Below are 24,897 nucleotides of genomic sequence, written 5' to 3' on the forward strand. Positions count from 1 at the left end.
TCTAACGAAAGGGGAAACAATGCGTTTATCCGCCCAACAGCTCAATGCACATACGCCCGTTATGATAAGGGCATTTCCAGAATCCGGCTTTGTCATCATCCCGGTTGACAGTACCGTCGGCACGAAGGCTCCAGAACCATTCACCGTGGACATCGTCAATCAGATGTTGCCTGATGAATCGCCAACAGGCCACGGAACGCTGTAAAGCTTCGCAATCACCGAAATAGCGGAACAGGTTGTAGTATCCGGCTACGGTTTCGGCTTGTACCCACCAATGACGGTCGCCATCCACATGCCCCGTAGCGAGGTTCTTTTCATACACCATTCCTCCGTCGGGAGTGAAACCTTCGGATGCGGCCGCAGCGATCTTCTTCACAACAGGTTCCACTTCGGCAAGGAGTTCGGCGTCTCCCAGTACGCGGGCAGCTTCGTGCAACAGCCAGGAGGCCTCAATATCATGCCCGTACGAAATAACGGCATATTTACTTTGCCAGTCATCATCAAAAAAGAGCCGCAGGTGGAATGTATCGTTGTCCAATATCTTCTGCATAAAAAGTTCTATCAGGTTACGCAACTGCCGTTTCAGCCCCTCGTCTTTCCAAACCCGGTATAAGTTGGTATAAGGCTCAAGGATGTGCAGATGGGTATTCATCGTCTTGCGTTCATTGGCATCTTTCTCGCTAAGGCGCATATCGGCTATCTCGTTCCACTCCCGGGTAAGCGCTTCACAGTAGCCGTTCTTTATTCGGTCGAAGCTATGGGACTCTATGTCATAGAACAAACGGACGGCATACTCCAATGCTTCCGGATCTCCGGTGGCCCGGTGATATTCGCTCAGACCATAAATGGCAAAACCGATGGCGTAAATCTGTTTTTTGGTATCCAACGGCTCACCCCTGTAATCAAGAGACCAATAAACTCCTCCGAACTCCGGATCATAAAAACGGTCGATAAGGTAACGTTCGGCCCGGGTTGCCATCTCTTTGTATTCTTCTTTGCCCAACAGGCGGTAAGCGGCAGAGTAGGTCCACAGAATACGTGCATGCAGAATGGCTCCTTTCTCTGCCTGAGGCATCCGTTCTTCCTGTCCGGTGATACGTCCGTAAAATCCACCGTTTTCTTGATCCACCATCCGTTCCATCCAGTAGGGAAGGATGTGGGTGGTGAGTTCTTCCAGCATTTCCTGTTTAAGAATCTTGTCCATAGTATTTTGAATCATGATTGAGCAGTTTGTCTTTTCTTCTCCAATTCCGAGGTCACCTCTTTCATTCTCTTCTCCGACAGTGGGTACATGCTGATAAAGATAACAGACAGTACCGTCCCGACGGCCGGCAACCAACTGAGAAACATCTTAATTCCGTGAATGGCTTCTACACTCTGCACCTCGTTGGCACGAAATCCAAAGTAAGCCAGTAGCCAACCGGTCAATGCACTTCCTATGGCCCATCCGAACTTCTGGCTCATGGACGAAGAGGAAAAGATCAGCCCCGTAGCCCGGTTGCCTGTCTTCAGTTCGGAATAGTCGGCACAATCGGCGTACATCGACCAGAGCAAAGGGAAGATACTTCCGGCACAAATGCTGATGAGTACCTGGAAGACAAAGATCAGAGCGATATCTCCTTTTCCGAACCAGTAAAAAATGACGGAAAGTATGGTAGCCAGGCTCATGGCTCCCATATATGTATTCTTTTTGCCAATGCGGTTGCTGACCGGTGCGGCAAGAATCACCCCCACGATATTGGCAGCCTGCCCCACTGCCAGATAAAGCCCGCTCAACACAAAAGAGACCCCGAAAAGGGAGACTGTTGAATAATCCTCTTCTACCACAAAGTACTTAAAATAATAAACCGTAGCTCCGTCACGGATGGAGTTGAAGACCAGGGCCGCCACTCCGGCACCCAGCAAGATCCACCACGGGCGGTTGTGAAGCAGATCCCTCAAGTCATCTTTCAGAGAACCCTGCACTTCCCGGATCGGTTTCACCCGTTCACGCGTCAACGCAAAACAGAGATAGAACAGAACCGCACACATCACAGCGATCACCACTACACTCAACATCCAGCCACGCCGTTTATCCTCCGCACCTCCAAACAGATTTACCATCGGCATGAACAGCAACAAAGCGATGAAACTGCCGATATAGGCAAAAGTCATGCGATAGGTGGACAACGTGTTCCGCTCTTTCGGATCGGGACTCATCACTCCCAGCAGAGAAGCATAAGGCACATTGATAGCCGAATATACCATCATCATCAAAGAATAGGTGATGTAGGCATAGACAAGTTTTCCCGTATCGCTCAGTTGCGGAGTGGTGAAGGTAAAGATACCTATCAGCGCAAAGGGGACAGCAAGATACAGCAGGTAAGGACGAAACTTGCCCCAGCGGGTCTGGGTACGGTCGGCAATCACTCCCACAATAGGGTCGAAAGCCGAATCCCACACCCGGGTAATCAGAAACATGGTTCCTACCACAGCGGCCGGCAGCCCGAACACATCGGTGTAAAAAATCATCAGATAAGAACCGAACAGTTTCCAGAACATGGATGAAGCCATATCGCCCAATCCGTAGCCGATCTTCTCTTTCAGTGTAATCATGGTGGTCATTCTATTCTTGGTTTTCTTATTTCATCAGTTTCAGGTTCCGTTCAATCAGGTTTTTGAGTACCTCCACCGAAGCCGAGGAACAAAAACCGTCCTGAGGGGTATGCAGGCAATAGTCCACCAACCGTTCGACAGTCGAGGTGGCCACGTGCATCCGGGTATCCGACGAGGCATAGTAGATAAACACTTTCCCGTCATCATCGGCTATCCAGCCATTCGAAAAGAGTACATTCGATACATCACCGACGCGCTCTTCTCCTACCGGAGCCATAAAGTAGCCGCCCGGAGAGGCTATCAGCCGGGTAGGGTCTTCCAACGAAGTCATATACATATACAGCACATACCTCAGTCCGGCGGCACAATTGCGTACCCCATGAGCCAAGTGAAGCCATCCCTGAGGGGTCTTGATGGGATGCGGCCCTTCACCGTTCTTCACCTCTTTGATGGTGTGGTAATAGCGTTTGTCGATAATCTTCTCTTCACTCACCTCTGCATGAGTCATGTCGTCAATCAGTGCCCACCCGATACCTCCTCCGCTACCTGTATCTATGAATCCGTCTTGCGGACGGGTATAGAGTGCATACTTTCCATCCACAAACTCGGGATGAAGCACCACATTGCGTTGCTGGCTCTTTGTTTTCAGATCCGGCAGACGTTCCCAAATTTTCAGGTCTCTGGTGCGGGCGATACCGGCCGTGGCAGTAGCCGACGACAAGTCACCGGCAGGAGCATCATCATCATGCCGCTCGGCACAGAAGATGCCGTAAATCCAACCGTCTTCGTGAGCGGTGAGACGCATATCGTATACATTGGTTGCCGGAATCACATCTTCGGGCAAAGTCACCGGATATTCCCAGAAACGGAAATTATCAATGCCATTCGGGCTTTCGGCAACAGCAAAGAATGATTTGCGGTCGACTCCCTCTACCCTCACCAGCATCAGATATTTCCCCTCCCACTTAATGGCCCCGGCATTCAGCGTTGCATTCACGCCGATACGCTCCATCAGGAAAGGGTTCGTCTCCTCATTCAGATCGTATCGCCAAAAGACAGGCGTATGCGCAGCGGTCAGCACAGGATAACGGTAACGCGTTATCACTCCGTTTCCTTCTTCTATCGGTTCGTTCCTGCGTGTTAACAGTGCTTCATGCCCGGAGAGCAATTTAGCAACTTTATCATTAAACAGACTCATAATGGACAGTGTTTTTATCGTTATTTATTTGATTTTCTATTTATAAAGGTCTTTCACGTCCGAGACAAACAAAGTTTTCGGCTCACGGTAGAACTTCACAAAGTCATCGGCAGACACCTGCCCGGGATAAGGAGCATAATAGTGATTCACCCGTTCACGTGCATTGCGCCATACCAGCACATAACTGATAGGGTACTTGCTGATTACCGGATAGAGTGTCTGTGTCCACCAGGTAGAATCGGGAATAGCTTCGAAACCGGTTTCGGTGATGGCGATAGGCTTATTGTGCGACTGCCCCACTTCTGTCAGGATGGCAAGTGACTTATCCAGTTGCTCCATATACTGCGTCCGGTCGAACTGATAGGTGTCAAAGCCCACCAGGTCGATGATGTCATCTCCCGGATAACGTTCCAGATAAGCTGCCGAATCCTTTGGTTCCGATCCCGGGGAATAAGCATAAAGCAAGTTCTTTACTCCTTTGGCATGCATACGTTCATACGTCATCCGCCAGAGGGCTTTGTATTGTTCAGCCGTACAAAGGTTTTGTCCCCACCAGAACCAGCTTCCGGTATGTTCGTGCCAGGGACGGAAAAGAACCGGTATCTTTGTCCCGTCTTCTGTTTCCAGAGTATTCATAAAGGCCGCAACGGCGTCGAGCCAACCCACGAACTTGGTGTGATGTGTTCCACCGGGAAGTATGGAGGCAACGACCGTCGTGTCACTCACATCCCATGCGTCTTTGCCGGTCGACGGATTGTCGAGGTGCCAGCTGAAAGAAACCATTCCGCCACGCTTGTACTGGTTAATCGTTTCCTGCCGTATTTTACGGAACTGCACATGATCCAGACTTTTCTCACCTTCCAATTCTATATGTCCCAGATCGAACGACATAACCGCAGGATAGTCACCGCACACACTTTTCACGTCACTGCGCCCTTCGTCACCTTCCCAGCCCACACCGTAAAGCGGATCGTCATGGTGACCGAACATGAATCCTTGTCCGGGAATCTGCCGGAGATTATTCAATAAGTTCATCGTTTCCGCTGTACGCAGGGTATCAGCAACTGTTTCCGACCCCGTTTTCTTTCCCGAAGGAGAACAGGCGCCCAATCCTGCCATCAGCAGTGCACCTGTAGCCAATATCTTTATTCTCTTAATCATAAATCGTTTATTTAGCAATGAATACTTCACAAAAGTAGGAGGGATTCCCCCCGGAAACAAGTACAATATTATCCAATACTGGTATTATCATTCATCTCCCCTTATTGTATTTCTCTACAGCCAGATAAAAAGCCTGAATGTTATCAAAAGGTACTTCGGGCGGAGTGTCGCAACCGGTAGAGACAATAAAGTTAGCGTATCCGCCTGTACGGCTCAGAAGTTCTTCTGTCTGCGCGAAAACTTCCTCGGGAGTTAACATCCCGAATACGCCCACAGGGTCCAGATTCCCCATCACCCATACATCCGAAGGGCACTCGCGGAGAGCGGCAAGCATATCCGCTTTATTACCGAAATGATATCCTTGGGCACCGGTAGCCAGCATAGCCGGAGTACAATGTCCCGTATTACCGCAATTATGCAGGATAACCGTAAACGAATCGTCCTGCACGGCATCGATAATGCGTTTCACGTAGACAGACGAATATTGCAGGCAATCTTCATTCGAAAGAAGCCCCGCAGCCGGTTCCGCCATAATGACCCCGGCTACGCCGGTCTCCTTAATGGCAAGACAATAGCGCAGAATGAACTCCGTACATTTTTCAAGCAATAGCCGGGCTGTTTCGGGTTCTGTATAAATAGCCATCATGATTTCCGTCATATCATACAGACGTCCTGCCAAAGAGTAAGGACCGATACATCCCGCCAGCACGGGCTTATCTATCCCTTTTGCCGCCAGGCGGTCGGCCTGCAAGTATTGAGGCACACGCCCGGATTCAAGTGAAGGAACCTGCAAGGCCTCTACATCCGCATATCCGGCAAGCAGGCGCCCGGACACGCTGGGTACTTCATTGGAAGACATACTGAGTTGTGCTCCAAAGGCTTCTGCCTCTACTGTAAGATCCATAATGGTGGTACAAGCCACCGATTGCGGAAAACATTCATTCAAGGCACGGATGGCGTGATAATGGATTTCTCCGTTCGTTACGGCATCCAGCACCCGTTTACCCAGTAACTCGATGCCCGGATGGGTCATGATGGGCATTGCCACCCGTTTCTCTGATACTAATTTATCTTTTATATATTGTGACAATTCCATAGCATTCTATCTTTTTAGTTTATTTCTGTTTTTATAGCAATCGGCTTTGCCGCACAGTTCGCATCCATATTTCCGCTTGACCATGCGGGGACCATAAGCAAGAATACCACTGACCGACTTAATGGGTGACATCAGGGAAGAATCACTCAACCGAATCCCACAAGGAGATTCGGGCAGGCAACTGAAAAGTAACTGTTGCTGTGTGACATGCCACCCGCAATAACCGGGACTGTAAGGATGGCTCACCCCATAGCCTAAAGCGAACATCTGTGTTTCCACCTTCCGGCACACCTCACGGACGACAGCTTCGGCAATCGCCGAACCATAGGCATCCAGAAGAAACTCCCGCAGAATGTCACCCCGGGCGCACGTTTCATGCTGAAAAGCCTCAAACTCACGCCCCGCAGTGGCCACAAAGAGCGCATAGCCCGCAGCATCTTTCAGATAGGGAGTAATAACGGCTCCCGTCTTCAGGCAAATCCCATTCACTCCCACTTCGCAAGTACCGGCCGGTTCGGAATCGAACAGGATATACAGAAACCGGGGGATACAAATGCCGGCAATCTCTTCTTCGAGTGCACGGCACATTGCCCGCATCTCTGCGTCGGGCACGTAACCGGCACCCATCGAAAGACTGATGTCCTCCGGATCAAGCCTCAACGAGGTGAAAGGGAGGCATCCTTCAACGATATGGGGATTCATAAACATGTTCAGCAGGCGTTTATCAACTTTTTAGCCATGATTACGGCTGCATTGGCATTACTGGTATAGGCATCGGCACCGATAGACCTGGCAAAAGCATCGCTGACAGGCGCACCTCCCACCATCACCTTTACTTTTCCCCTCAATCCGGAGGTTTCAAGGGCATCGATTACCTCCTTCATATAGTTCATGGTAGTGGTGAGCAACGCGGACATACAAATGATGTCTGCCTTGTTCTCCAGTGCCGCAGAGATGAATTTGTCACTCGATACGTCTACTCCCAGGTTGATGACTTCAAATCCACACCCTTCAAACATGGAGGCGACCAAGTTCTTACCGATATCATGCAGATCTCCCTTGACCGTACCAATCACAATCCTGCCGATGTACGAATCGGCCTTCCCCTGCATCAGTGGTTTGAGTATATCGAGGGCACCACGCATGGCACGTGCGCTCATCAGGAGATTCGGCACAAACACCTGTCCCGATTCAAAACGTGCACCGATGGCTTCCATGGCCTTGATCATATATTCATTGATGATCTCCTGAGGTACGACTCCTCCGGCAACCGCTTCTCTGGTAACGCTGACTGCCTGTTCCAATTTACCCGCCAAGATGGCTTCATATAATTCATTGAGGTTATTCATGGCATTTATCATTTATAAGATTAATAATGTATATATATATGTACTCTTTCCCAACGAACCTCTGACATAGATTCATTGCATTGATGTATCCTCATCCGGCAACAGTTGCCGGCAGATTTTCATATTGTCAATAATTATAGCCCCACAAACGGTCCTCAGCGGAAATCCTTTAAAGCATCGAACATCGCAACTACATTCTCGACGGGAACATTGGCCTGAATGTTATGGACGGCATTAAAAACAAACCCTCCGTCACGTCCCAATATCTCACACTGCTCCTTTACATGGCGACGTATCTCGTCCGGAGTACCGAAAGGCAGTATCTTCTGCGTGTCGACCCCTCCTCCCCAGAAAGTCAGCCGGCTGCCGAACTCCTCTTTCAACCTCCGGGAATCCATGTCTTTGGCATTAATCTGAACCGGATTGATAATGTCGAATCCGGCTTCGATCAGCCCGGGCAAAATGGGAATGATAGCTCCGCAAGAGTGCTTGAATATTTTCCAGGTGGTATGCTGATGTATCCAGTCGTTCATCCGCCGATAGTGCGGCAACCAAAGTTCGCGGAAGGTATCTATGGAACAAAACTGCGACTCTTGTGAACCGAAATCTGTACCACATGTCAGCACCACCTCTATTTTATCTCCGAGTGCAGCCCAAAGTTTCTCATAATTAGCAATGGCAATATCAATCTCTTTCTCAAATACCTGATGCAGATAATCCTGCCGCATGGCTGTAGACATATACCACTCCACCACACTCCGGATCCCCTTCGGCTGCTTCAGCCCCATACCGGGAACAAAAGCAACGTCTCCCAAGGCTGTGCCTCCGAAACTGGCCACGACGGCCCGGCCAGTCTGATATGCTTTATCTGTCTCCGAACGGTAATAAGCCAGATCTCCCTCCGTCAGCAATCCGAACTCTTCCACATTGTCTTCCGGATTCAGTTGTTCTTCGTCAATGGGGTACTGACGCTCGATGGCATTAATAAAATAGCATCCTTTGGGCATCACGGCACTGGGGGGATAGCTTTTATCTCCTCCGGCATACACATAAACATCTCCTTGAGCATCGGGAGTAAGATCCATCGCTTCAGGCACCAGCACCAGTTGTCCCCAAGGTGTTGTCTGTTCACGCATACGGGTTACATCCAGATCGAAAATATCTTTAGGACCTCCTATACCGATACAGTCCACCCCGATCTTTTCAGCCAGTTCCGCATCTACTTCCCCTAACATTTGAAAGGCATCCACAATCTTTACCGGCCGGGGTTCCAGCCCATAATAATTCCTCAATGCTTCTACAATGCAGCAATGAATGCCTGTAACCGCTGTTGCACCGAAATCGACCGGTACACTACCTGTATTCCGGTGATTGAGTGCACTGCGCACTTTATCTCTTGATCCGTTCATAGCATTTACATTTTAAAAGTATATTTTCGGTTTATCTCAAATTCCTGCTGACAGGCAATGTCTTCGGAAGAGCCTCCTGCCATGACTGTAAAACGTCCCGGTTCCACGGCCCATTCACCGTCCCGCATATACAGGGCCAACGACTTCTTGTCGAGAGTAAAAGTTATTTCCCGGGTCTCACCTGCTTTCAGGCGTACACGGCTGAAAGCACGCAGCTGTCTGTCAGGAGTTGTAAAGCTGCCGACTTCATCCCGCAGATAAAGCTGCACCACTTCGTCACCATCCACTGTACCCTGGTTGCGTACAGTTACCGATACATCTACCCGGCAGTGATTGCTTTCTTCACTCACCCGAACCTTCATGCCGGTATAGGAGAACGTCGTATAGCTAAGGCCATAGCCAAAAGGATAACGGGGAGTACCCGCCTCTTCTATATAGCGACTGCGATTTCCCTTACGTTTCGTATTATAGTATACCGGAAGCTGTCCGACCGAACGCGGAACGGAAAGTGTGAGACGACCTGCCGGATTGTAATCGCCAAATAGCACATCTGCCACAGCATTTCCTCCCTGCATACCCGGATACCAGGTATCAAGAATTGCATCTGCTTCCTGAATGACTCCCTCCATCAATAACGGGCGCCCTTTGATCAGGACCAATACCATCGGCTTGCCCAATTTGCGAACCTCTTCCAGCAATTCCAATTGTCTGCCCATAAGATGAAGTGTGGCACGGTCATATCCCTCTCCACTTTCCATATCACTGACCCGGTTTGCAGAGACCTTGGCGGCTCCTGTCTCTTCATATTCCGAAGAAAAATCCCGGGCACTCGATCCTCCTACTACCATCACCACGACATCGGCACTACGGGCAGCCTCTATGGCATCGGCAAATCCGGTACGGGAAGAATCCCGCACGGCACAACCTTTGGCATAAAGCACACGGGTGTCTTTAGAAACTTTTTGCCGGATGCCCTCCAGAACAGTCACCACAGAACCGTCTGCCTGAGGAGCTGTATAGTCACCAAGCATATTATAACCATTATCGGCATTGGGACCTATGACGGCAAGGGTACGAATATCCTTCTTCAACGGTAACAACTTGTCTTCATTCTTAAGCAGAACGATCGACTGACGGGCAACTTCACGAGCCAGTCCGATATGCTCGGGAGAGGCAACCAGTTGTGCCGGACGCTTATCATCAACAAACGGAGCATCAAACAATCCCATGTGGAATTTGAGAGATAATATGCGGCGTACCGCCTTATCTACTGTCTCCATAGCGACATCTCCTTTTCGAACTGCGGCAACCAGTTGTTCCGCATATACATTCGTCCCCAGATCACTATCCACCCCGGCATTCACAGCTTTCACGGCTGCTTCATAGTCACTGCCTGCAACTCCGTGTTCCCGTAATCCGCCAATAGCATACAAATCGGACACGACGAAACCTTTGAATTGCCAACGGTCTTTCAAAATATCTGTCAGCAAATAGCGGCTTCCGGTACACGGATTACCGTCTATTTCATTATACGAACTCATCACCGACAATGCTCCTGCCCCTACAGCTTCACGAAAAGGAGGGAAAATAGCTTCTTCCAGTTCACGTTCGCCCAGATGGGCAGTACCTCCGTTATGTCCCCCTTCGGTCCAGCCATACGAGGCAAAATGCTTGAGAGTGGCAATTACGCTTTTACGCCCCCTTAGTGTGTCTCCTTGAAAACCGCGAACCAAAGCAGCTCCCATCACTCCATTCAGATAAGGGTCTTCTCCGTAAGTCTCTTCCACACGTGACCAACGCGGATCGCGGGCTAAATCAAGTACCGGTCCATAACCGATATGCGCTCCCTGAGCACTTGCTTCGGTTGCAATAATACGCCCCATCTGCCGGATCAGCTCCGGATTCCAGGTACTGGCCTGACCAATGGAAGTGGGAAAAACGGTTGTACCAATCGCCATATGTCCATGAGGGCATTCTTCCGCCAGGAACAACGGAATGCCCAAACGGCTATGCTCCATGACAAAAGCCTGAAGACGGTTGGAGGCGCGGGCAGCCAATGAAGGATTGAGGCCGGTATGCAGTGTGCGCTGTGTCCATGGATCGGCCCGCATAAAGCCCCAGAGTGCCCCGATATGATATTCGCTGATTTCCTTTTCCAACCGTGCAGTCAGGCGAATTTCCTCTCCCACCCGTTCGTACATCGGCCATCCCAATGAAGTAAGCATCTGGCCTACCTTTTCTTCCAGCGTCATCTGTGACAGAAGGTGCTCCACACGCTCTTCTACCGGAACAGAGGGGTTTTCATAGGTATCCATCTGCCCGTTCTTATTCAGATCATAAAAAAGGAGTCGCGTTGCTTTATCTTTTTTCTTCCCGAACGTATCCTTGCCATGGATCGGGCATACGGGAATCACTCCCAGCAACAGAATACACAGTAATTTCATTTTCATTGTTTCTGAATTATCTGGTTAATATCATTTACCGTCTCTCTAATCATATCCACTGTCGAATCCGTTGCATAAACCGAATTCAACCCTTGTTCTTCCTGCCCGGGATCTCCCATGTAGTCATCTCCTTTTTGCCAGAAGAGGTGGCGGGGTTGTGCAAATCCACCCCATGCCCAGAAATTACATCCTTGAAAAACACCTTTCCCGGCAGCATGCTTTTTGACGATATCAAACACTTCCCTATAATAAAGGTCTCGTTGGACAGTCGGACTGTCCGAGGCAAACTTTACGCTGTCTCTCGGCAAACCGAACTCTTCAAGCACCAACGGCTTGTTTATTTTATAGGCCTCTTGGGCATGTATGTCAATATAAGAGCAAGTATTCTTTATGGCCTGTCCGAGAGTTCCCGGAATATCTTTCTTATCGATCCATCCCCAATTGTTCGGCCAGATATGAATCGTGGCATAATCGATATTGGCATCGGCATGAATGGAAGTCCAAAGTGAAAGATCTCCTTCACAACCGGCCATTCCCTCCGATCCGACCGAGACCAGATGATTAGGGTCCAATGATTTAATAAGTGCCGCACAATCCGCAATCCACGCCGCAAAGCTTTCCTTATTCTCCTCACCGAACGGACGGGGCTCATTTCCTATCTGCCAGGACATGATCGCAGGATCTTCACTGTATTTCTTTCCCGTGTACCGGTTGACACGATTCACGACGTGGGTAACATGATTCCGGAACAGACGGTGTGCTTTTTCAGACTTAGCGTATTGTGCCACATAACCGGAGAAAGCATCCCACCCGGCTATATTCGGCATCGGTACCTCACCGTGTCCCGCCCAATAAAGGTATTGGGAATATCCGCCCGACCACTCCCAACTATTGTTCAGGAAAAGCACAGCATACATATCCCGTTTGCCCAACTCCGATAAGAAATAATCGAGTCCGTCGAAAATAGTATCGTTATATACGCCTGCTTCTATCTGAAGCGCAGGTTCAGCTTTTGTCGGGATACCATCTTTTCCATCGGCCCCGACAAGAACACGCAGGTTATTGATTCCATGGGCTTTCAGGTGATCGAGTTCACGAAGCAACCTTTCACGATTACCCCCCTGCCCCTGTGACCCCAATATGGCTCCATACCAGAAATTGGTCCCAATATAATAGTAAGGTTTTCCATTCACCGTCAGACGCCCGTCTGACACACGGACAAAAGGATCGGAAGAAATCCGGGGAGAAGTACATGCCCCGAACACGACCAGCAAGGTCAGTAGTATACTCGATAGGGTTTTCATAATTATCAGATGTTTTATTTATAAGATTCTTTTCACTCTGTAACTGATATTGCAAAGATAAGCGTCGTCCCCATATATACCTAATACTATCTTAGCATTCCATGATATTATTATAAGCAGGTTAAGGCCAAGTATAGAAATCGGGAATCTCATCTGCAAAAAGTACCAGGGAATCTTCCTTAAACCGGCAAAAATCGGTTGCAGCCGGATGTCCTTTATAAGGAGCAAACCCGGACCAGCTACACACATAGTTCAAGGCTACTCCTTCCGAACGCAGGATGGACAACAATTGCGTATACCACAACGAGTCACGGGTCTGTGTACCGGTCTCGGTAATAGCCGAAAGTTTTGCATGCCGCCGGGCATACTGAGTCAGTATACGTGCTTTCAAAACAACCAGAGAAGTGTCTCCTCCATCCGGACGAAAATCCCAGTAATTATCCATTCCTACCACATCTACATATTCATCTCCCGGATAGCGTTCCAGGTATTCGGCTTCGGTAGTAAAGCCACAATCAGGAGAGAAAGCATACAGAAAGTTATGTACCTGCAGAGAGTCCCTGAGGTAAGTGACCGTAAACCTATATAATTCTTTAAACTCCTCAACCCGGCAATGATTTCTGCCCCACCAGAACCAGTTGCCATCAAACTCATGCCAGGGACGGAATATAATGGGAATCAATTCTCCGTTGTCGGCTTTTGCATTGTGGGCAAAGTCGGCAATGATTTTCAGGTCAGCCTTAAATATAGCATGATGGGAACCTCCCGGTAAGATATGGCGGACCACCCGGGTGGTATCATAAAAGTTTCCACCGGTCACCGGATTGTAATAATGCCAGCAGAATGTAATCACGTTACCTCGGTTATATGCAGCATGAAACTTCTGCCGGATGTAATCCGGGTCTTTTGTTTCCCAACTACGGGGATTTGTAAAATGAAGAAAATCAAAGCTGGCCAAAGCTGGATAAGTTCCCGTCACATCGTATGCGTCACATCGGTTCGCTTCATCCCGCCAGCGTGTGGTATCCGAGTCAAACCCATCCATTTCATAATTATGTTGTCCGTAAACAACCTGTTTCCCGGTCAGTTGGCGCAAGTTATAAAACAAAGCTGCCGTCCGTTCAGTTGCGCCTGAGTCAACCAGCATCTGTCTGGTTTCTGTCAGCAAATTCCTTTGCGGGGGAACACAGGACAAGATGCAGACCACAGTAGCAATGTATATTCCAATTCTTTTCATTGATAATCTATTTGAATGATATCTGATGCCTCACTTTCACAATCCCACCGTGATACGGAAGTCAGGCGATAATAATAAGTCCCTTTTAAAGGAGTTCCGTCAAAATCGAATCCATTATCGGCAAAGGTGCATGTATTTCCAGCTACAAACGTCACAAACGTACCTGCCCCGACTGCAAAATCGGGAGTCTTAGCACGATAGATGCGATACATTTCCGCATTCTCCGTACAAGTCCAGTACATACGGTTATTATCGATTTGTTTTACCACCGGAGGTATCGGTTTATCATTCCCCTGTACTCCCGTCACCACTACCGTATGATTCCGGAACGGAGCAGAGGCCGGATAAAAGGAGGTATTGTGAGAATCGGAAACAGAAATATAGTATTCTATTCCTTCTTCGGTAATCCCGGAAGCAGGCAACGTCAATGTGAAGACAGCTCTGACCCGGCGTTCAAACGGCAACTCTTTCCATACTTTATCTCCCGGTTTCCGATAGTGAAGTGTTCCGGATACAACTTCGGGCAACCGGTCTTCAACCACAGAAAACCGGATATGCAACGGAGCTCCCTTCATTACGGAAGTCACCGGAGAATTAATAACAATAACCGGTGCTTCACGATCTGCATTTCCAGCCGGACACCGGGCAGGTATTCCCAAAGGACTCTTATGCCCTTCAACATCCACCGTGTACACCGAATAGACAGCAACTCCATGAAACATATCCCGATAGCATGTCACACCGGCTGCCAATGTATCAATTTCTTCTCCATTACGACAAACAACAAAAGCCTTTGTCGCCGGTTCTTCATTACGCCAACTGACCAATGCTCCCTCACGGGTTCCCTTGGCTGTGATATGCGAAGGTGCCTGTACCCGCTGTTGCTTACGAAGTTGATTGATTTTCGCTACATAATTCTGTTTGACAAATCTATTCTGAGTACTCATGATATTCCCGTAGGACGAAATATCCTCGATACGATACAGGAAGCTGCGCGCCCATTCATCCATCTTTCCGGGTAAATCATCCCACCGATAAGCTTCAAAACCGGCATTCAACGCAATGTGGCAAGCAGCACCCTGAATGCGCGCACGCAACCGGGAAAGACGCAACCTCTGAAGTGCATCCGGAGTAACCGTCATACAACTATCAATGGTTTTCAATTGTGCTTCAGCTAATTTTTCCGCCCCGGCTATCACATCAAAAGGTTGAAAACGAATATACAATGTATGAATACCTTTCAATCCGCTCACCGGAACCGTCAGCGTTCTCCAAGATTGCCACCCTTCCGTATTCTTTACCTCAAACCGGGCGATAACAGGGCCTTCCAGACGGTCCAGACAAACAGTGGCAACCCCACCCGAAGATGCAGAAGCGACCCGAACGGACATCCGCTCAGGACTATTACTAAAATCAACCGCAGGATACTCCAACCAGTCATCCGCCATAATATACCCTACACACTCACCACCTTCATCACAAGGGGCATTTTGGGTACCTTTCTTCTCTTTGTATCCAGTAGCTTCTATCTTTACGGTTTCTCCATTTTTCCCGATAAAAGCCATCGAACGAAGGTTCATCAACGGATAAGTATGCACCACCTGATTAAATCCGGGTGTTTCCTGACACTCGCCAAAGTCAGTGGCAAAAGGCTCGTTTTGATTGATAATACCGGTAATGGCATCGGCTGCATTTTTCCCGTAACTGGCACATGCAAAATCCCGATATACCTTCTCCGAAGAATCCAGTACTTCACGCTTATACCAAGGGGCCTTACTGATATACCACATTTTAGGAGAAATAGCGTCGGCCAGTCTCCACGTCAGTGCATAAAAACCATTCATATTGGGAGAAGCATCTCCAAAGGCCCGGATGGTTTCCGAAAGATCCACATTATAAGGATAGTAATATTCAGAACTGTTAAAATCCCGTTCCAACCAGGGACATCCCCAGTATTCACGACTGCCATACACACTTCCCGGTTCGAACGCTGCCGAATAATAAGATATGGGAGCACAAATAACATCTTCGGGCAGACTATTCACTGATTCCGGGGTCAGCCCCCACCCCGATACAGCTATACGGGTAGAAGGCGACATCCGCTTCATCTCTTCATAGAATCCATCAAAAACTCTCCGCCAGCGGGCATAAAAAGCTTCATTCTTCTGACCCTCAGACTGGAAACAAAGCAGATAATCCAGTTCCGGATATTCACAGGCAATTTCTGTAACCTGTGCCTTAATTACTTCTCTATTATCCGGCTCAGTCTGATATTCCGGCAAGAGGACATCGATATCCAATCCTAAGCCTATTTTCACACCACGCAAATGTGCATAGGCGATCACCTTGCGGAATATAGTTGCTCCTTTCTCTTTGATCTGGCTATTCGTCAGCGTTTCATTATGTAACCCATAATCAGCTCCAAAATCATAGTCATCATAAATCCCGGATGCTCCAAAAAGATATTCATTGACATCCCATCCGGGGCAACACCATCCGTGTCCGGTCTTTATGGTAGGCATCCATCCACGTGACAAATGACCTTTATACTCAAAATTATGAAACAATTCATTATGCCCGCAAAACCCGTTATAATTATGAATCATAATAAAATTCATCCGCATCCGCGCAGCCTGATCTATGATGTAACGCCAATCATCCCATGAATAAATCGTAGCCGATTGCGGAAAATTAGTCCAGGGAAGAAATCCGCGAACGGTCATTGTCGGCGTACGTTCATCCCGGATAAACGGTAACTTTGTCTGCGGCTTTTTTTTATCGGGATACACATCCCCGTTCATATAGAAACGCATTCCTAAATGATCCTCCAATAACCCATATACGCCATAAAGCAGTCCACTGGCATCCGCACCGGCAATAACCACCAGTTGCCTGCTTTTTTCCTTCACTGTCCGAATGACATACCCCTGTGCTCCGGGCACTGATGCCAGAGACAGCACTCCATTGTCTTTCCAAGAAGTCATCAACGGATGATCCAGTCTTGTAAGCACAAATTCCGTTTTCCTGTCCGGCACCTCTCCATGTCCGACAGATAATAGCCGCCCGGACAACTGATAGTAATATCGTTGAAGCTCTGCTGCCGCATATTCTTCGACCGGTGTACCCGAAGTAACCAATAAAATCTGTGCTTTGATTGTCGATGCTGTCATTGCCAGAATCAAAACAGCCAGCAGGTGATATGCCATTCGTCTCATTTCTATTTTATTTTATTTTCCAGATAAGTTTTAAGTTCATTGTATTCACGCCACACACGCTGGTTCAAAGAGCTAAGAACGCCCAGTTCTCCACGTGAATGAACCCGTTTCACATAAGTATCGAACATCTCTTTGATTGGTGCTGAAAGCAATAACCGGTATGCATCCGCATATTCCTGTGAAGCATCTATTTTCTCACCTTGCGCTTCTTTCTTCTTTAAGGTAAAAGCAGGCATCATAGCCTGATCCACCTCTCCCAAGAGAAGTTCAAAACGAAACATTGCTATGAAACGTTCCAGATTATCCCGCTGCTCCCCTTTTAACTTTTTCAATAATGATTCTCCGGAAGACACCAGTTCTTTCCGTATCCGCACATTATTTTCGTCCAGCAGTCCCCATTCCGGAGTATAGGCGTAAAACTCCGGCGAAGGCACATTCCACTGAATTTGTTTCCGATCCATTCCGGCAAGCAACGGGGTCATTTTTTTAGCCGCATCTTTTCCGAACTCCTCCGTCAGAAATCTGTCATACAACTGCTCCACACTTTCTTTGGCATCTTTATCCGAAGCAAAATGGGCAAACGTTCGGAAATTAAAACGAGGTTCCTCCGTACGCCAGTGGATAGCAACCACTCCGTCCAGATTCTGTTTAGCGGCAAGTTTCACATGTTCACGCATCATATGGACCCTTGGCTGAAAATGCCACAACTGGTGATCGCCTTCCAACCAGGGAACTGCCCATACATTACGGTTCCGGGCAATCTCTCCCAAAAACTCCGGTTGTGGACTTTTCCCCAGATCTGGATTGAGACAACTGAAAATAATATCTTTGGGCAAAGCTCTGTCCAATCCTTTCAGCAATGAAGGTAACTGATGTCCTCCCCCCCAGCCACCAAGGATCAATTTGGCATGCGAACCCTTTGATTTCAGATAATCATAAGTCAGTTTCATATATTCCAGCGCCCACACTCCGACAAAACGGGCCGATGAATCGGCCGCTTCCTCAAAGAAGCTTTCATTTTCCCGATAAGCACGAGCAAAAGGTACATTCCTCAATGCTTTCTGAGTATCGACTCCCATAAACGAATGTTCATTCAGCCACATCCAGATGTAATCAATATCCGGATAAGCTTTCAGGATATCATCAATTGCAGCATAATGTATCTCGGCTGCTATCTGACTTTTCGGATTCGGAATCATATTCGATTCACCCGGCCAATAGAAACAGTCTCCGGCTACATTCAAAGAAAAGTATTCGGGAGGAATCACTCCGAATTCAAATCCCATAGCCATACGAATTCCCCGTTCATGTGCCATTTTCAATACATCACGCATCAGCCCCTGGGCCCTTTCGTAATGCTCCCGGGGAGAGTGCGAGGTAACCGAACCGTCATTACCGAAAGCTTCTGCCCCTGCAGGTAAGTGGAATGCTTTTCCCGTATCATAAGCAAAGTCTTTCACAGCCATCGGCAGATAGCCCCAACGTGCAGTCAGAGAATTATCAAAACAGGCTTGAGGAAGAATATTCTTATATTCTATTTTTATCATAGGTTCCACATAAGTGGCATAACGCTCACCACCCCCCGTATAATTGTGGAAACCAATGAAGTTGATACCATTTTTCTGACATTCATCCAGATAATTCCGGTAATCTGACAAGTTCCATGAAGTAGGTCCTGACAAGAAATTATGCCAGGGAAGTACCCCCCTGATATTAAATTTCTCCTGTGCCTGTATCCCCAGACAGAAGAACAAACCGATAAACAAATATTGAATTTTCCGCATTGTCATTCTTTTTTTATTCATATTGCGGAGTGAGTTAAAAAGAGGGATAGTTATAAGAAAACTGCCCCTCTTTTACCAACTCTACCCTACATCAGGCAGTCAATAAACTACCTTTCACTAAACACACCTTAATCTTTGGGAACAATACGGAAATTATCAAAGCAGATATCCGTATCTTCCGCCCAACTATTACCCATAATCTGTAAAACTCCATCATTAGGAATGTCCCCTTTCCACATTTCTCCCAGGTCAATAGAAACCGTTTTCCACTCTCCGTTCGTATTCAAGGCGAGTCCCGATGCAAAAGGTTCCCAATCGTAATTAATCTGCGAGAAGTAAAATCGGATCTGTCTTTTGGTCAATGGCTTGATTGTATTTACTTCAAACTTCAGCAAATATTTATCCTGATCGGCAATAACCTCGGGAAAGTATTCGACAGCACACTGTGCAATAGTAGTCACCTCGTTCCAGTCCCAATCATTCGCATCTCCCTTATTAATCTTGAAACGGGAGAATTGTCCGCTGTACGGAGCAGGAACGGGACCATTTATCACATATTTACCACCTCCCCAACCGGTGAACGGGTCAAAGTCACACAGCATATTGCCCTTTTCCATATATTTACCGGGAACCATGACTTCTCCACAAACCGGGCTGACTAATTTAATTTTTGAACCTATTACGGCATCCTCCGGCAACACAAAACTCAGACTGTTACCGGTTGCTTTTGTTATCTCCGCTTCTTTTCCACCAAAGAACAGCTGCCCCGATTCGGTCGTTATCTCATAAAGATCAAAATAATCGCCAACCACCTGCATCGTATCACCTGCCGGCGTAAATTCATTGAACATACCGTTCACCTCCAATTCAGGAATAAACACCGATATCGGAGTAGTTACGGTAGAATTTCCGTTTCCTAAAGTTATCAGGTTATTTACATCTCCCGGAATTACCCTGGGAATCGGAAAAGTTATTTCTCCGGAAGTGATATACGCATCTCTCAAATCAACCTGTACATCATTTACCAGAATCGAATTAACAGCATTCAATCCTGTACCTTGCACAATGATATATTGTGCAAGATTAGCCTGATCGATCCCCTGTTCGCGATCGAGTACCGTAGATACCCGGGTGACAGCCAGAGGGGCATATTCCACTTCATCATCTTTACACGATGCAAACAGACCACAGCCCAGAATCACCCATACGAATAAAATATATCTAAATGTTTTCATTGTATCTTCAATTTTAAATGTTACGAATGTATTCATTACCATCCCGGATTGTTAGAATCAATCTTATCATTAGAGTTCACCTCACTGGTAGGTATCGGATATAGAAGATTACGCTCCAAACGACGTTTAGTCACATTATGCTCATCCATATCGATGGCATTCATCACATCCAGATAGATACCCCAACGGAAAAGATCATAACGGCGGTCAGCTTCATAGGCCAATTCACGGGCACGCTCTTCCAGTACAGCCGAACGGAATTCATCCTGATTCATTCCGGAGAACGGAGTGGCATGGGCACGCGTACGAATGCGGTTCACCTGATTATAGGCCTCAGCGTCCGGTCCGCCATTCAATTCATTGACAGCCTCAGCATAAACCAACATTATATCCGGCAAACGGAGTAACGGAAAGTGAAAATCACTGTTTTTTTGTTTCCGGTCTGTAACAAAAGTAAATTTCGTCAATTTCGCCAATGTCCACCCCTGACCTTCATGATAGACTTCCGTACCATCAAAAGCATTGCCCTGACTGTCATATACCTCCTTATTCTCTACTTTATCTGCATACCAACGGGGATAATAGTTATAGATAACCTTACCATTGGATATTCCATCCGACGCATATCGGTGAATAACTCCATCGACAATACGCGTATCCTGTTCTTCGAAAAGCAGATACCAGTGATCGCGCATACCATACCAGTTACCTTCCATCGTACCGTCTTCTTTGAAAATGCCCACATAATCCTGACAGATCGTGTTTCCAAAGTCCTTATCACCGCTGATGGCCTGTGCCATCCAGATGTGTTCTCCCTTATTACGGTTTCCTATGGCCCATACGTCCATATAATTATCAAACAGGGTATATTCGTTTATCACCTCCCAAGCTTTGTCACGTGCCAACGCATAATACTTGGCCGGATCAAAAGACTCATAACCTGCAACAGTCTTTGCAATGTGCGTGATAGGTTGTGGTTCAAATATATTCGGATCTCCTCCCTTAACCACGATAGGCACACCGGACATCGCCCCGGAAGCCATAGTAACATATACTTTCGCCAATAACGCTTTGGCAGCTCCGCTCGAGGCACGTCCCGCTACAAACCCGGCATCATCTTTCGAATACATTCCTTCAGCTTGTTCCAGCAATTCAATGATATGTGTGTATACGTCCGATACCGAGGCACGAGGCTGGCTCATAGCTTCCCCTTCCGATATCGATTTCCGGAAAATAGGCACAGGACCGTAATTTCTCACCAGGTTAAAATAAGCCCATGCTTTAAGGAAGCAGAGTTGTGCCAAAGCGTCCTGTTTACTCTCCGGAGTCAGGTTATTCATAGCCGAGATCTTGGATATACCCAGATTTGCCCGGTGAATCAACGTATAGCTGCCCTGCCACATATGATCTATTCCCCAGAATCCTTGTGGATTACCTGCTCCGACATTACCAAATGCCCATGATGCACCCGACGCATAGTCACAATCCATATTGGTCAGATAAAGATAAGAACCCGGAGCAATAAAGCTGGTGATCACTGTATTATAAGTACCTGTCACAAGCTGGGAAGCCGCACTCTCACTGTCTCCCAACTGTTCGGGTGACACAAAATCATAGGCCTTTTCTTCCAGCAAATCATTGCATGAACATGCCAACAGGACTGTCCATAGCAATAAAAACGATTTGAATATTATTTTTTTCATGACTTTTCTTGATTTGAGTTAAACATCAGAACGTACACTGTAAACCAAATGAGAAGGTGCGACTACTTGGATACGAGAATAAATCCACGCCACGGCGAGAAGCATCACTACCGAAAGAGTTTACATCCGGATCATACCAGCTATATCCCGAAATGGTGAATACATTGCTGACAGAAGCAAACAGATTGATCGATTCAATTCCCTTAAACGGAGAGACAAACTTATACCCCAGATTAATATTCTTCATTCTCAGATAAGATCCGTCTTCTACATAACGATCAGACAGTTTCATCGTTCTTCCATAGCCGGCATAAGCTTTCGGCCATTTGGCATTCTCCCGGTTTTCGGGTGTCCAGCGAGATTCATATATATTCAGCGGAATATTACCAATACCACTCATAGTCACCTCGAGTAAGTTCGCATTGAAAATATCACCTCCGACACATCCTTGCAGGAAAAAGCTTAAAGAAAAGTTCTTATAAGTAAAATTGTGAGTCATACCGAAAGTGAAATCCGGATTCGTATCCCCAATTACCTGGCGATCGGCATTTGTAATACCGGCTACTCCATCCAAATCTTTATATTTCACCTCACCTACCATTGCTTTACATACGGCTTCTGACTCTTTTGCATAAAACGGGTCGGCTCTTACTTCAGCAATATTATCATAAAAACCATCTTCCACAAATCCATAAATGGTTCCGATCGGCATTCCGTTGCGCTGCAGGAATACATTATCAGCCTTACTCCATCCCTGGGCAAACTGATCTCCCGGAAGTCCGCTGATCTTGTTACGGTTAAAGGAAATATTAGCATCAAAATCCCAGTTGAAGTTCTTACCGGTGATCGCATAGAACTTTCCGGTAATTTCAAGTCCCTTATTCGTTACATTTCCAAAGTTAGTCGTCATATTCGAGAAACCTGTACTTTGTGGTATCTGTATATTCTGCAATAAGTCAGATGTCTTTTTGTAATACAGATCGACAGTCAAATTAATTCTGTTCTGCAGGAATCCCATATCCACACCCACATTATACTGGCTCGTGGTCTCCCACTTCAAATCCGGATTGGCAGGTCCTCTCCAGGTAAGATTGGCAAATCCACTGGAAAGTGCACCGTTAATCGGATAATTGGCCACAGTCAGATAGTCACGGGTAGCATAGGCGCCTATCGCCTGATTACCAGTCTGCCCGTAACTTGCACGGAACTTCAGGTTACTAAACAAATTCAGGTCCTTAATAAACTGCTCTTCCGATGCTCTCCAGGCAATAGCTCCTGAAGCAAAGTTAGACCATTTGTTGCCCGGTGCAAACTTACTGGAACCATCCCGACGGAAAGAGGCAGTAAACAGATACTTATTCATCAGGTTATAGTTGGCACGTCCCAGGAAAGACACCAGAGAAGTCATTCCGCGTCCACTGGTCGGCTTCTGCGGATTCACAGCGGCACTCATATCAAAGTCTTCCGTCAGGTCCTGGGGGAATCCGGTAGCTACCATTGCTTTATTACCATAGTCCCCTCTTTCATAAGAGAAAGCAGCAACCACATTCAACGAATGATTCTTATTGAAAGTTTTGTTGTAAGTCGCCATCGTTTCAAGTACCAGATTCTTCGCCCAGTTATCAGCTTTTGAGGCGTATCCGTTTGTCGGATCTTTACCTTCCACCGTCTCTCTGTTATAGTACACATCACGTTCGTTTATATTATAGGAGAAACCCACATTCTGACGAACTTTCAAATCCTTATACGGTGTGATTTCCACAAATGAAGAAGAGAAGAAACTATTCGTTGTCAATTCATCTTTAGCTGCACGGGTATATACATAAGGATTCGATGAGAACCAGTTCAACTGGGCATTATTCGTTTCATCGTCCAAGGGTGCTGTAGCCGGATAGAACAAGGCCCCCCGGATAATACCATCACTGACAGAATTGGTTTTGGCAAGCTTGTTCAATGAGTTGGTAAAACTCATATTCGTACCGATTTCAATCCAGTCGTGTACCTTACGAGCGAGATTCGCACGGAATGAATAACGTTTGTATCCGGAGTTATGAATGATACCGCTCTGATCCAGTATATTACCGGAGATTGCATAATACCCCTTATCATTCGAACCGTTCACGCTCAGATTGTATTCCTGAGAAAAAGCTGTTTCAAATACTTCATCCTGCCAGTTTACACTGGGATACGTACCATTCCGGTAATCTTCCGGTCCCGGAGAATAAACCGATTCACCGGTATTCGGGTCCACTTTCGAAGTGCCCGGATAAGGAATAGCTTCATTTGCATTCTCGTATTCATTAAACATCCGTGCTGCTTCATTCCTATACAATGCATATGTATATCCATCCAGCATATCCAGTTTCTTCACTACCTTTGAAATTCCGAAGTTAGCACTGAAACTGATATTGTCTTTTCCCTTCGCACCACGCTTAGTGGTAATCAATACCACTCCGTTCGCACCGCGTGATCCGTAAATAGCCGTAGCTGAAGCATCCTTCAGGATCTCAATAGACTCGATATCCGACGGATTAATCGTCGACAGCGGATTGGCCGTCTGCATCATACCATCTTTACCTGTTCCGGGCATTCCACTACTGGTAAAAGGAATACCATCTACAATGTAAAGCGGTTCTGTAGAAGTTGAAAACGAGTTCGCACCACGAATCTGAATACTCACGCCTGCTCCGGGAGCACCATCATTCTGGTTGACCTGCACACCTGCAATACGCCCCTGAAGTCCCTGGTTGATACTGATCGGATTGGTTTTCATCAAGTCTTCGCTTTTGATACTAGTGACCGATCCTGTCAAGTCACTCTTCTTCATTGTACCATAGCCTATGACTACCACCTCATCCAGCAGTTCAGTATCTTCCTTCATTGTCACATTGAGTATTTTCTGTCCGGGTTTTAAAGTAATCTCCTGTTCTTTATACCCCACACACGAGAAGACCAGTACCTTCTTGCCACTCGGAACGTTTACACTGTATTTACCGTCCACATTGGCAATAGAACCGGTTCCGGCACCTTTGACCAGTACATTGGCTCCAATCAATGGAGATCCATCGTTAGCATCGGTGATTACGCCTGTAACAATGGTTTGCTGAGCCATCATATGGCTGCTCATCAAGAGCGCCATCAGAAACAACATCATGTTCTTCATACTA

Annotated in this window: 16 protein-coding genes; all 16 read right to left on the reverse strand. The window is 47.1% G+C overall.

Annotated features, from left to right (window positions below; genetic code table 11):
- Positions 1–25: 25 nt before the first annotated feature.
- The 16 genes from JZY04_RS06875 to JZY04_RS06950 all read right to left on the reverse strand — a co-directional run bounded on the left by JZY04_RS06875 (position 26) and on the right by JZY04_RS06950 (position 24,893).
- Positions 26–1,204, reverse strand: a complete 1,179-nt coding sequence (locus JZY04_RS06875; RefSeq protein ID WP_122141685.1) for an AGE family epimerase/isomerase — start codon at positions 1,202–1,204, stop codon at positions 26–28.
- 11 nt (positions 1,205–1,215) lie between these two features.
- Positions 1,216–2,595, reverse strand: coding sequence for an MFS transporter (locus tag JZY04_RS06880; RefSeq protein ID WP_181996251.1), 1,380 nt, complete (start codon positions 2,593–2,595; stop codon positions 1,216–1,218).
- Positions 2,596–2,620: 25 nt separating this feature from the next.
- Positions 2,621–3,793: a 4-O-beta-D-mannosyl-D-glucose phosphorylase gene (locus JZY04_RS06885; RefSeq protein WP_122141623.1), complete on the reverse strand. Its 1,173-nt coding sequence runs from the start codon at positions 3,791–3,793 to the stop codon at positions 2,621–2,623.
- Between the two features lie 36 nt (positions 3,794–3,829).
- The gene (locus JZY04_RS06890) at positions 3,830–4,954 is read right to left on the reverse strand and encodes a glycoside hydrolase family 26 protein (protein WP_122141622.1); all 1,125 of its coding nucleotides are present in this window, start codon (positions 4,952–4,954) and stop codon (positions 3,830–3,832) included.
- 91 nt (positions 4,955–5,045) lie between these two features.
- Positions 5,046–6,050 carry a uroporphyrinogen decarboxylase family protein gene (locus tag JZY04_RS06895; RefSeq protein ID WP_122141621.1) on the reverse strand — a complete coding sequence of 335 codons (1,005 nt, stop codon included), beginning with the start codon at positions 6,048–6,050 and terminating at the stop codon, positions 5,046–5,048.
- Positions 6,051–6,056: 6 nt separating this feature from the next.
- A complete protein-coding gene (locus JZY04_RS06900) occupies positions 6,057–6,758 on the reverse strand; it encodes a vitamin B12 dependent-methionine synthase activation domain-containing protein (RefSeq protein WP_022011978.1) in 702 nt (233 codons plus the stop codon).
- A gap of 2 nt (positions 6,759–6,760) precedes the next feature.
- On the reverse strand, positions 6,761–7,399 hold the full coding sequence (locus tag JZY04_RS06905; RefSeq protein ID WP_181996239.1) for a corrinoid protein: 639 nt from the start codon (positions 7,397–7,399) through the stop codon (positions 6,761–6,763).
- Between the two features lie 155 nt (positions 7,400–7,554).
- Entirely contained in the window at positions 7,555–8,808 is a 1,254-nt protein-coding gene (locus tag JZY04_RS06910; protein WP_122141619.1) for a uroporphyrinogen decarboxylase family protein, read from the reverse strand.
- 5 nt (positions 8,809–8,813) lie between these two features.
- Complete coding sequence (locus JZY04_RS06915) at positions 8,814–11,258, reverse strand: glycoside hydrolase family 3 N-terminal domain-containing protein (RefSeq protein WP_122141618.1); 2,445 nt, start codon at positions 11,256–11,258, stop codon at positions 8,814–8,816.
- A complete protein-coding gene (locus JZY04_RS06920) occupies positions 11,255–12,556 on the reverse strand; it encodes a beta-galactosidase (protein ID WP_032540823.1) in 1,302 nt (433 codons plus the stop codon). The genes JZY04_RS06915 and JZY04_RS06920 overlap by 4 nt, the downstream gene beginning before the upstream one ends.
- A gap of 121 nt (positions 12,557–12,677) precedes the next feature.
- Positions 12,678–13,793: a glycoside hydrolase family 26 protein gene (locus tag JZY04_RS06925; protein WP_122141617.1), complete on the reverse strand. Its 1,116-nt coding sequence runs from the start codon at positions 13,791–13,793 to the stop codon at positions 12,678–12,680.
- Complete coding sequence (locus JZY04_RS06930) at positions 13,790–17,008, reverse strand: carbohydrate-binding protein (protein WP_122141616.1); 3,219 nt, start codon at positions 17,006–17,008, stop codon at positions 13,790–13,792. Before JZY04_RS06930 ends, JZY04_RS06925 begins: the two co-directional genes overlap by 4 nt.
- A gap of 2 nt (positions 17,009–17,010) precedes the next feature.
- Positions 17,011–18,792, reverse strand: a complete 1,782-nt coding sequence (locus tag JZY04_RS06935) for a hypothetical protein (protein WP_122141615.1) — start codon at positions 18,790–18,792, stop codon at positions 17,011–17,013.
- A gap of 128 nt (positions 18,793–18,920) precedes the next feature.
- Positions 18,921–20,063, reverse strand: a complete 1,143-nt coding sequence (locus JZY04_RS06940; RefSeq protein ID WP_122141684.1) for a glycan-binding surface protein — start codon at positions 20,061–20,063, stop codon at positions 18,921–18,923.
- Positions 20,063–21,730, reverse strand: a complete 1,668-nt coding sequence (locus tag JZY04_RS06945; RefSeq protein ID WP_044300147.1) for a RagB/SusD family nutrient uptake outer membrane protein — start codon at positions 21,728–21,730, stop codon at positions 20,063–20,065. The genes JZY04_RS06940 and JZY04_RS06945 overlap by 1 nt, the downstream gene beginning before the upstream one ends.
- Before the next feature lie 25 nt (positions 21,731–21,755).
- The gene (locus tag JZY04_RS06950) at positions 21,756–24,893 is read right to left on the reverse strand and encodes a TonB-dependent receptor (RefSeq protein ID WP_005775546.1); all 3,138 of its coding nucleotides are present in this window, start codon (positions 24,891–24,893) and stop codon (positions 21,756–21,758) included.
- Positions 24,894–24,897 lie beyond the last annotated feature (4 nt).

This window comes from Bacteroides sp. 11BF, assembly GCF_019633765.1.
GTDB lineage: Bacteria > Bacteroidota > Bacteroidia > Bacteroidales > Bacteroidaceae > Bacteroides > Bacteroides hominis.

Bases quoted from the DNA above. Each gene is read 5' to 3' on its own strand.
- JZY04_RS06875 (WP_122141685.1), bottom strand. From the start codon at position 1,204: ATGGACAAGATTCTTAAACAGGAAATGCTGGAAGAACTCACCACCCAC.
- JZY04_RS06880 (WP_181996251.1), bottom strand. From the start codon at position 2,595: ATGATTACACTGAAAGAGAAGATCGGCTACGGATTGGGCGATATGGCT.
- JZY04_RS06885 (WP_122141623.1), bottom strand. From the start codon at position 3,793: ATGAGTCTGTTTAATGATAAAGTTGCTAAATTGCTCTCCGGGCATGAA.
- JZY04_RS06890 (WP_122141622.1), bottom strand. From the start codon at position 4,954: ATGATTAAGAGAATAAAGATATTGGCTACAGGTGCACTGCTGATGGCA.
- JZY04_RS06895 (WP_122141621.1), bottom strand. From the start codon at position 6,050: ATGGAATTGTCACAATATATAAAAGATAAATTAGTATCAGAGAAACGG.
- JZY04_RS06900 (WP_022011978.1), bottom strand. From the start codon at position 6,758: ATGTTTATGAATCCCCATATCGTTGAAGGATGCCTCCCTTTCACCTCG.
- JZY04_RS06905 (WP_181996239.1), bottom strand. From the start codon at position 7,399: ATGAATAACCTCAATGAATTATATGAAGCCATCTTGGCGGGTAAATTG.
- JZY04_RS06910 (WP_122141619.1), bottom strand. From the start codon at position 8,808: ATGAACGGATCAAGAGATAAAGTGCGCAGTGCACTCAATCACCGGAAT.
- JZY04_RS06915 (WP_122141618.1), bottom strand. From the start codon at position 11,258: ATGAAAATGAAATTACTGTGTATTCTGTTGCTGGGAGTGATTCCCGTA.
- JZY04_RS06920 (WP_032540823.1), bottom strand. From the start codon at position 12,556: ATGAAAACCCTATCGAGTATACTACTGACCTTGCTGGTCGTGTTCGGG.
- JZY04_RS06925 (WP_122141617.1), bottom strand. From the start codon at position 13,793: ATGAAAAGAATTGGAATATACATTGCTACTGTGGTCTGCATCTTGTCC.
- JZY04_RS06930 (WP_122141616.1), bottom strand. From the start codon at position 17,008: ATGAGACGAATGGCATATCACCTGCTGGCTGTTTTGATTCTGGCAATG.
- JZY04_RS06935 (WP_122141615.1), bottom strand. From the start codon at position 18,792: ATGCGGAAAATTCAATATTTGTTTATCGGTTTGTTCTTCTGTCTGGGG.
- JZY04_RS06940 (WP_122141684.1), bottom strand. From the start codon at position 20,063: ATGAATACATTCGTAACATTTAAAATTGAAGATACAATGAAAACATTT.
- JZY04_RS06945 (WP_044300147.1), bottom strand. From the start codon at position 21,730: ATGAAAAAAATAATATTCAAATCGTTTTTATTGCTATGGACAGTCCTG.
- JZY04_RS06950 (WP_005775546.1), bottom strand. From the start codon at position 24,893: ATGAAGAACATGATGTTGTTTCTGATGGCGCTCTTGATGAGCAGCCAT.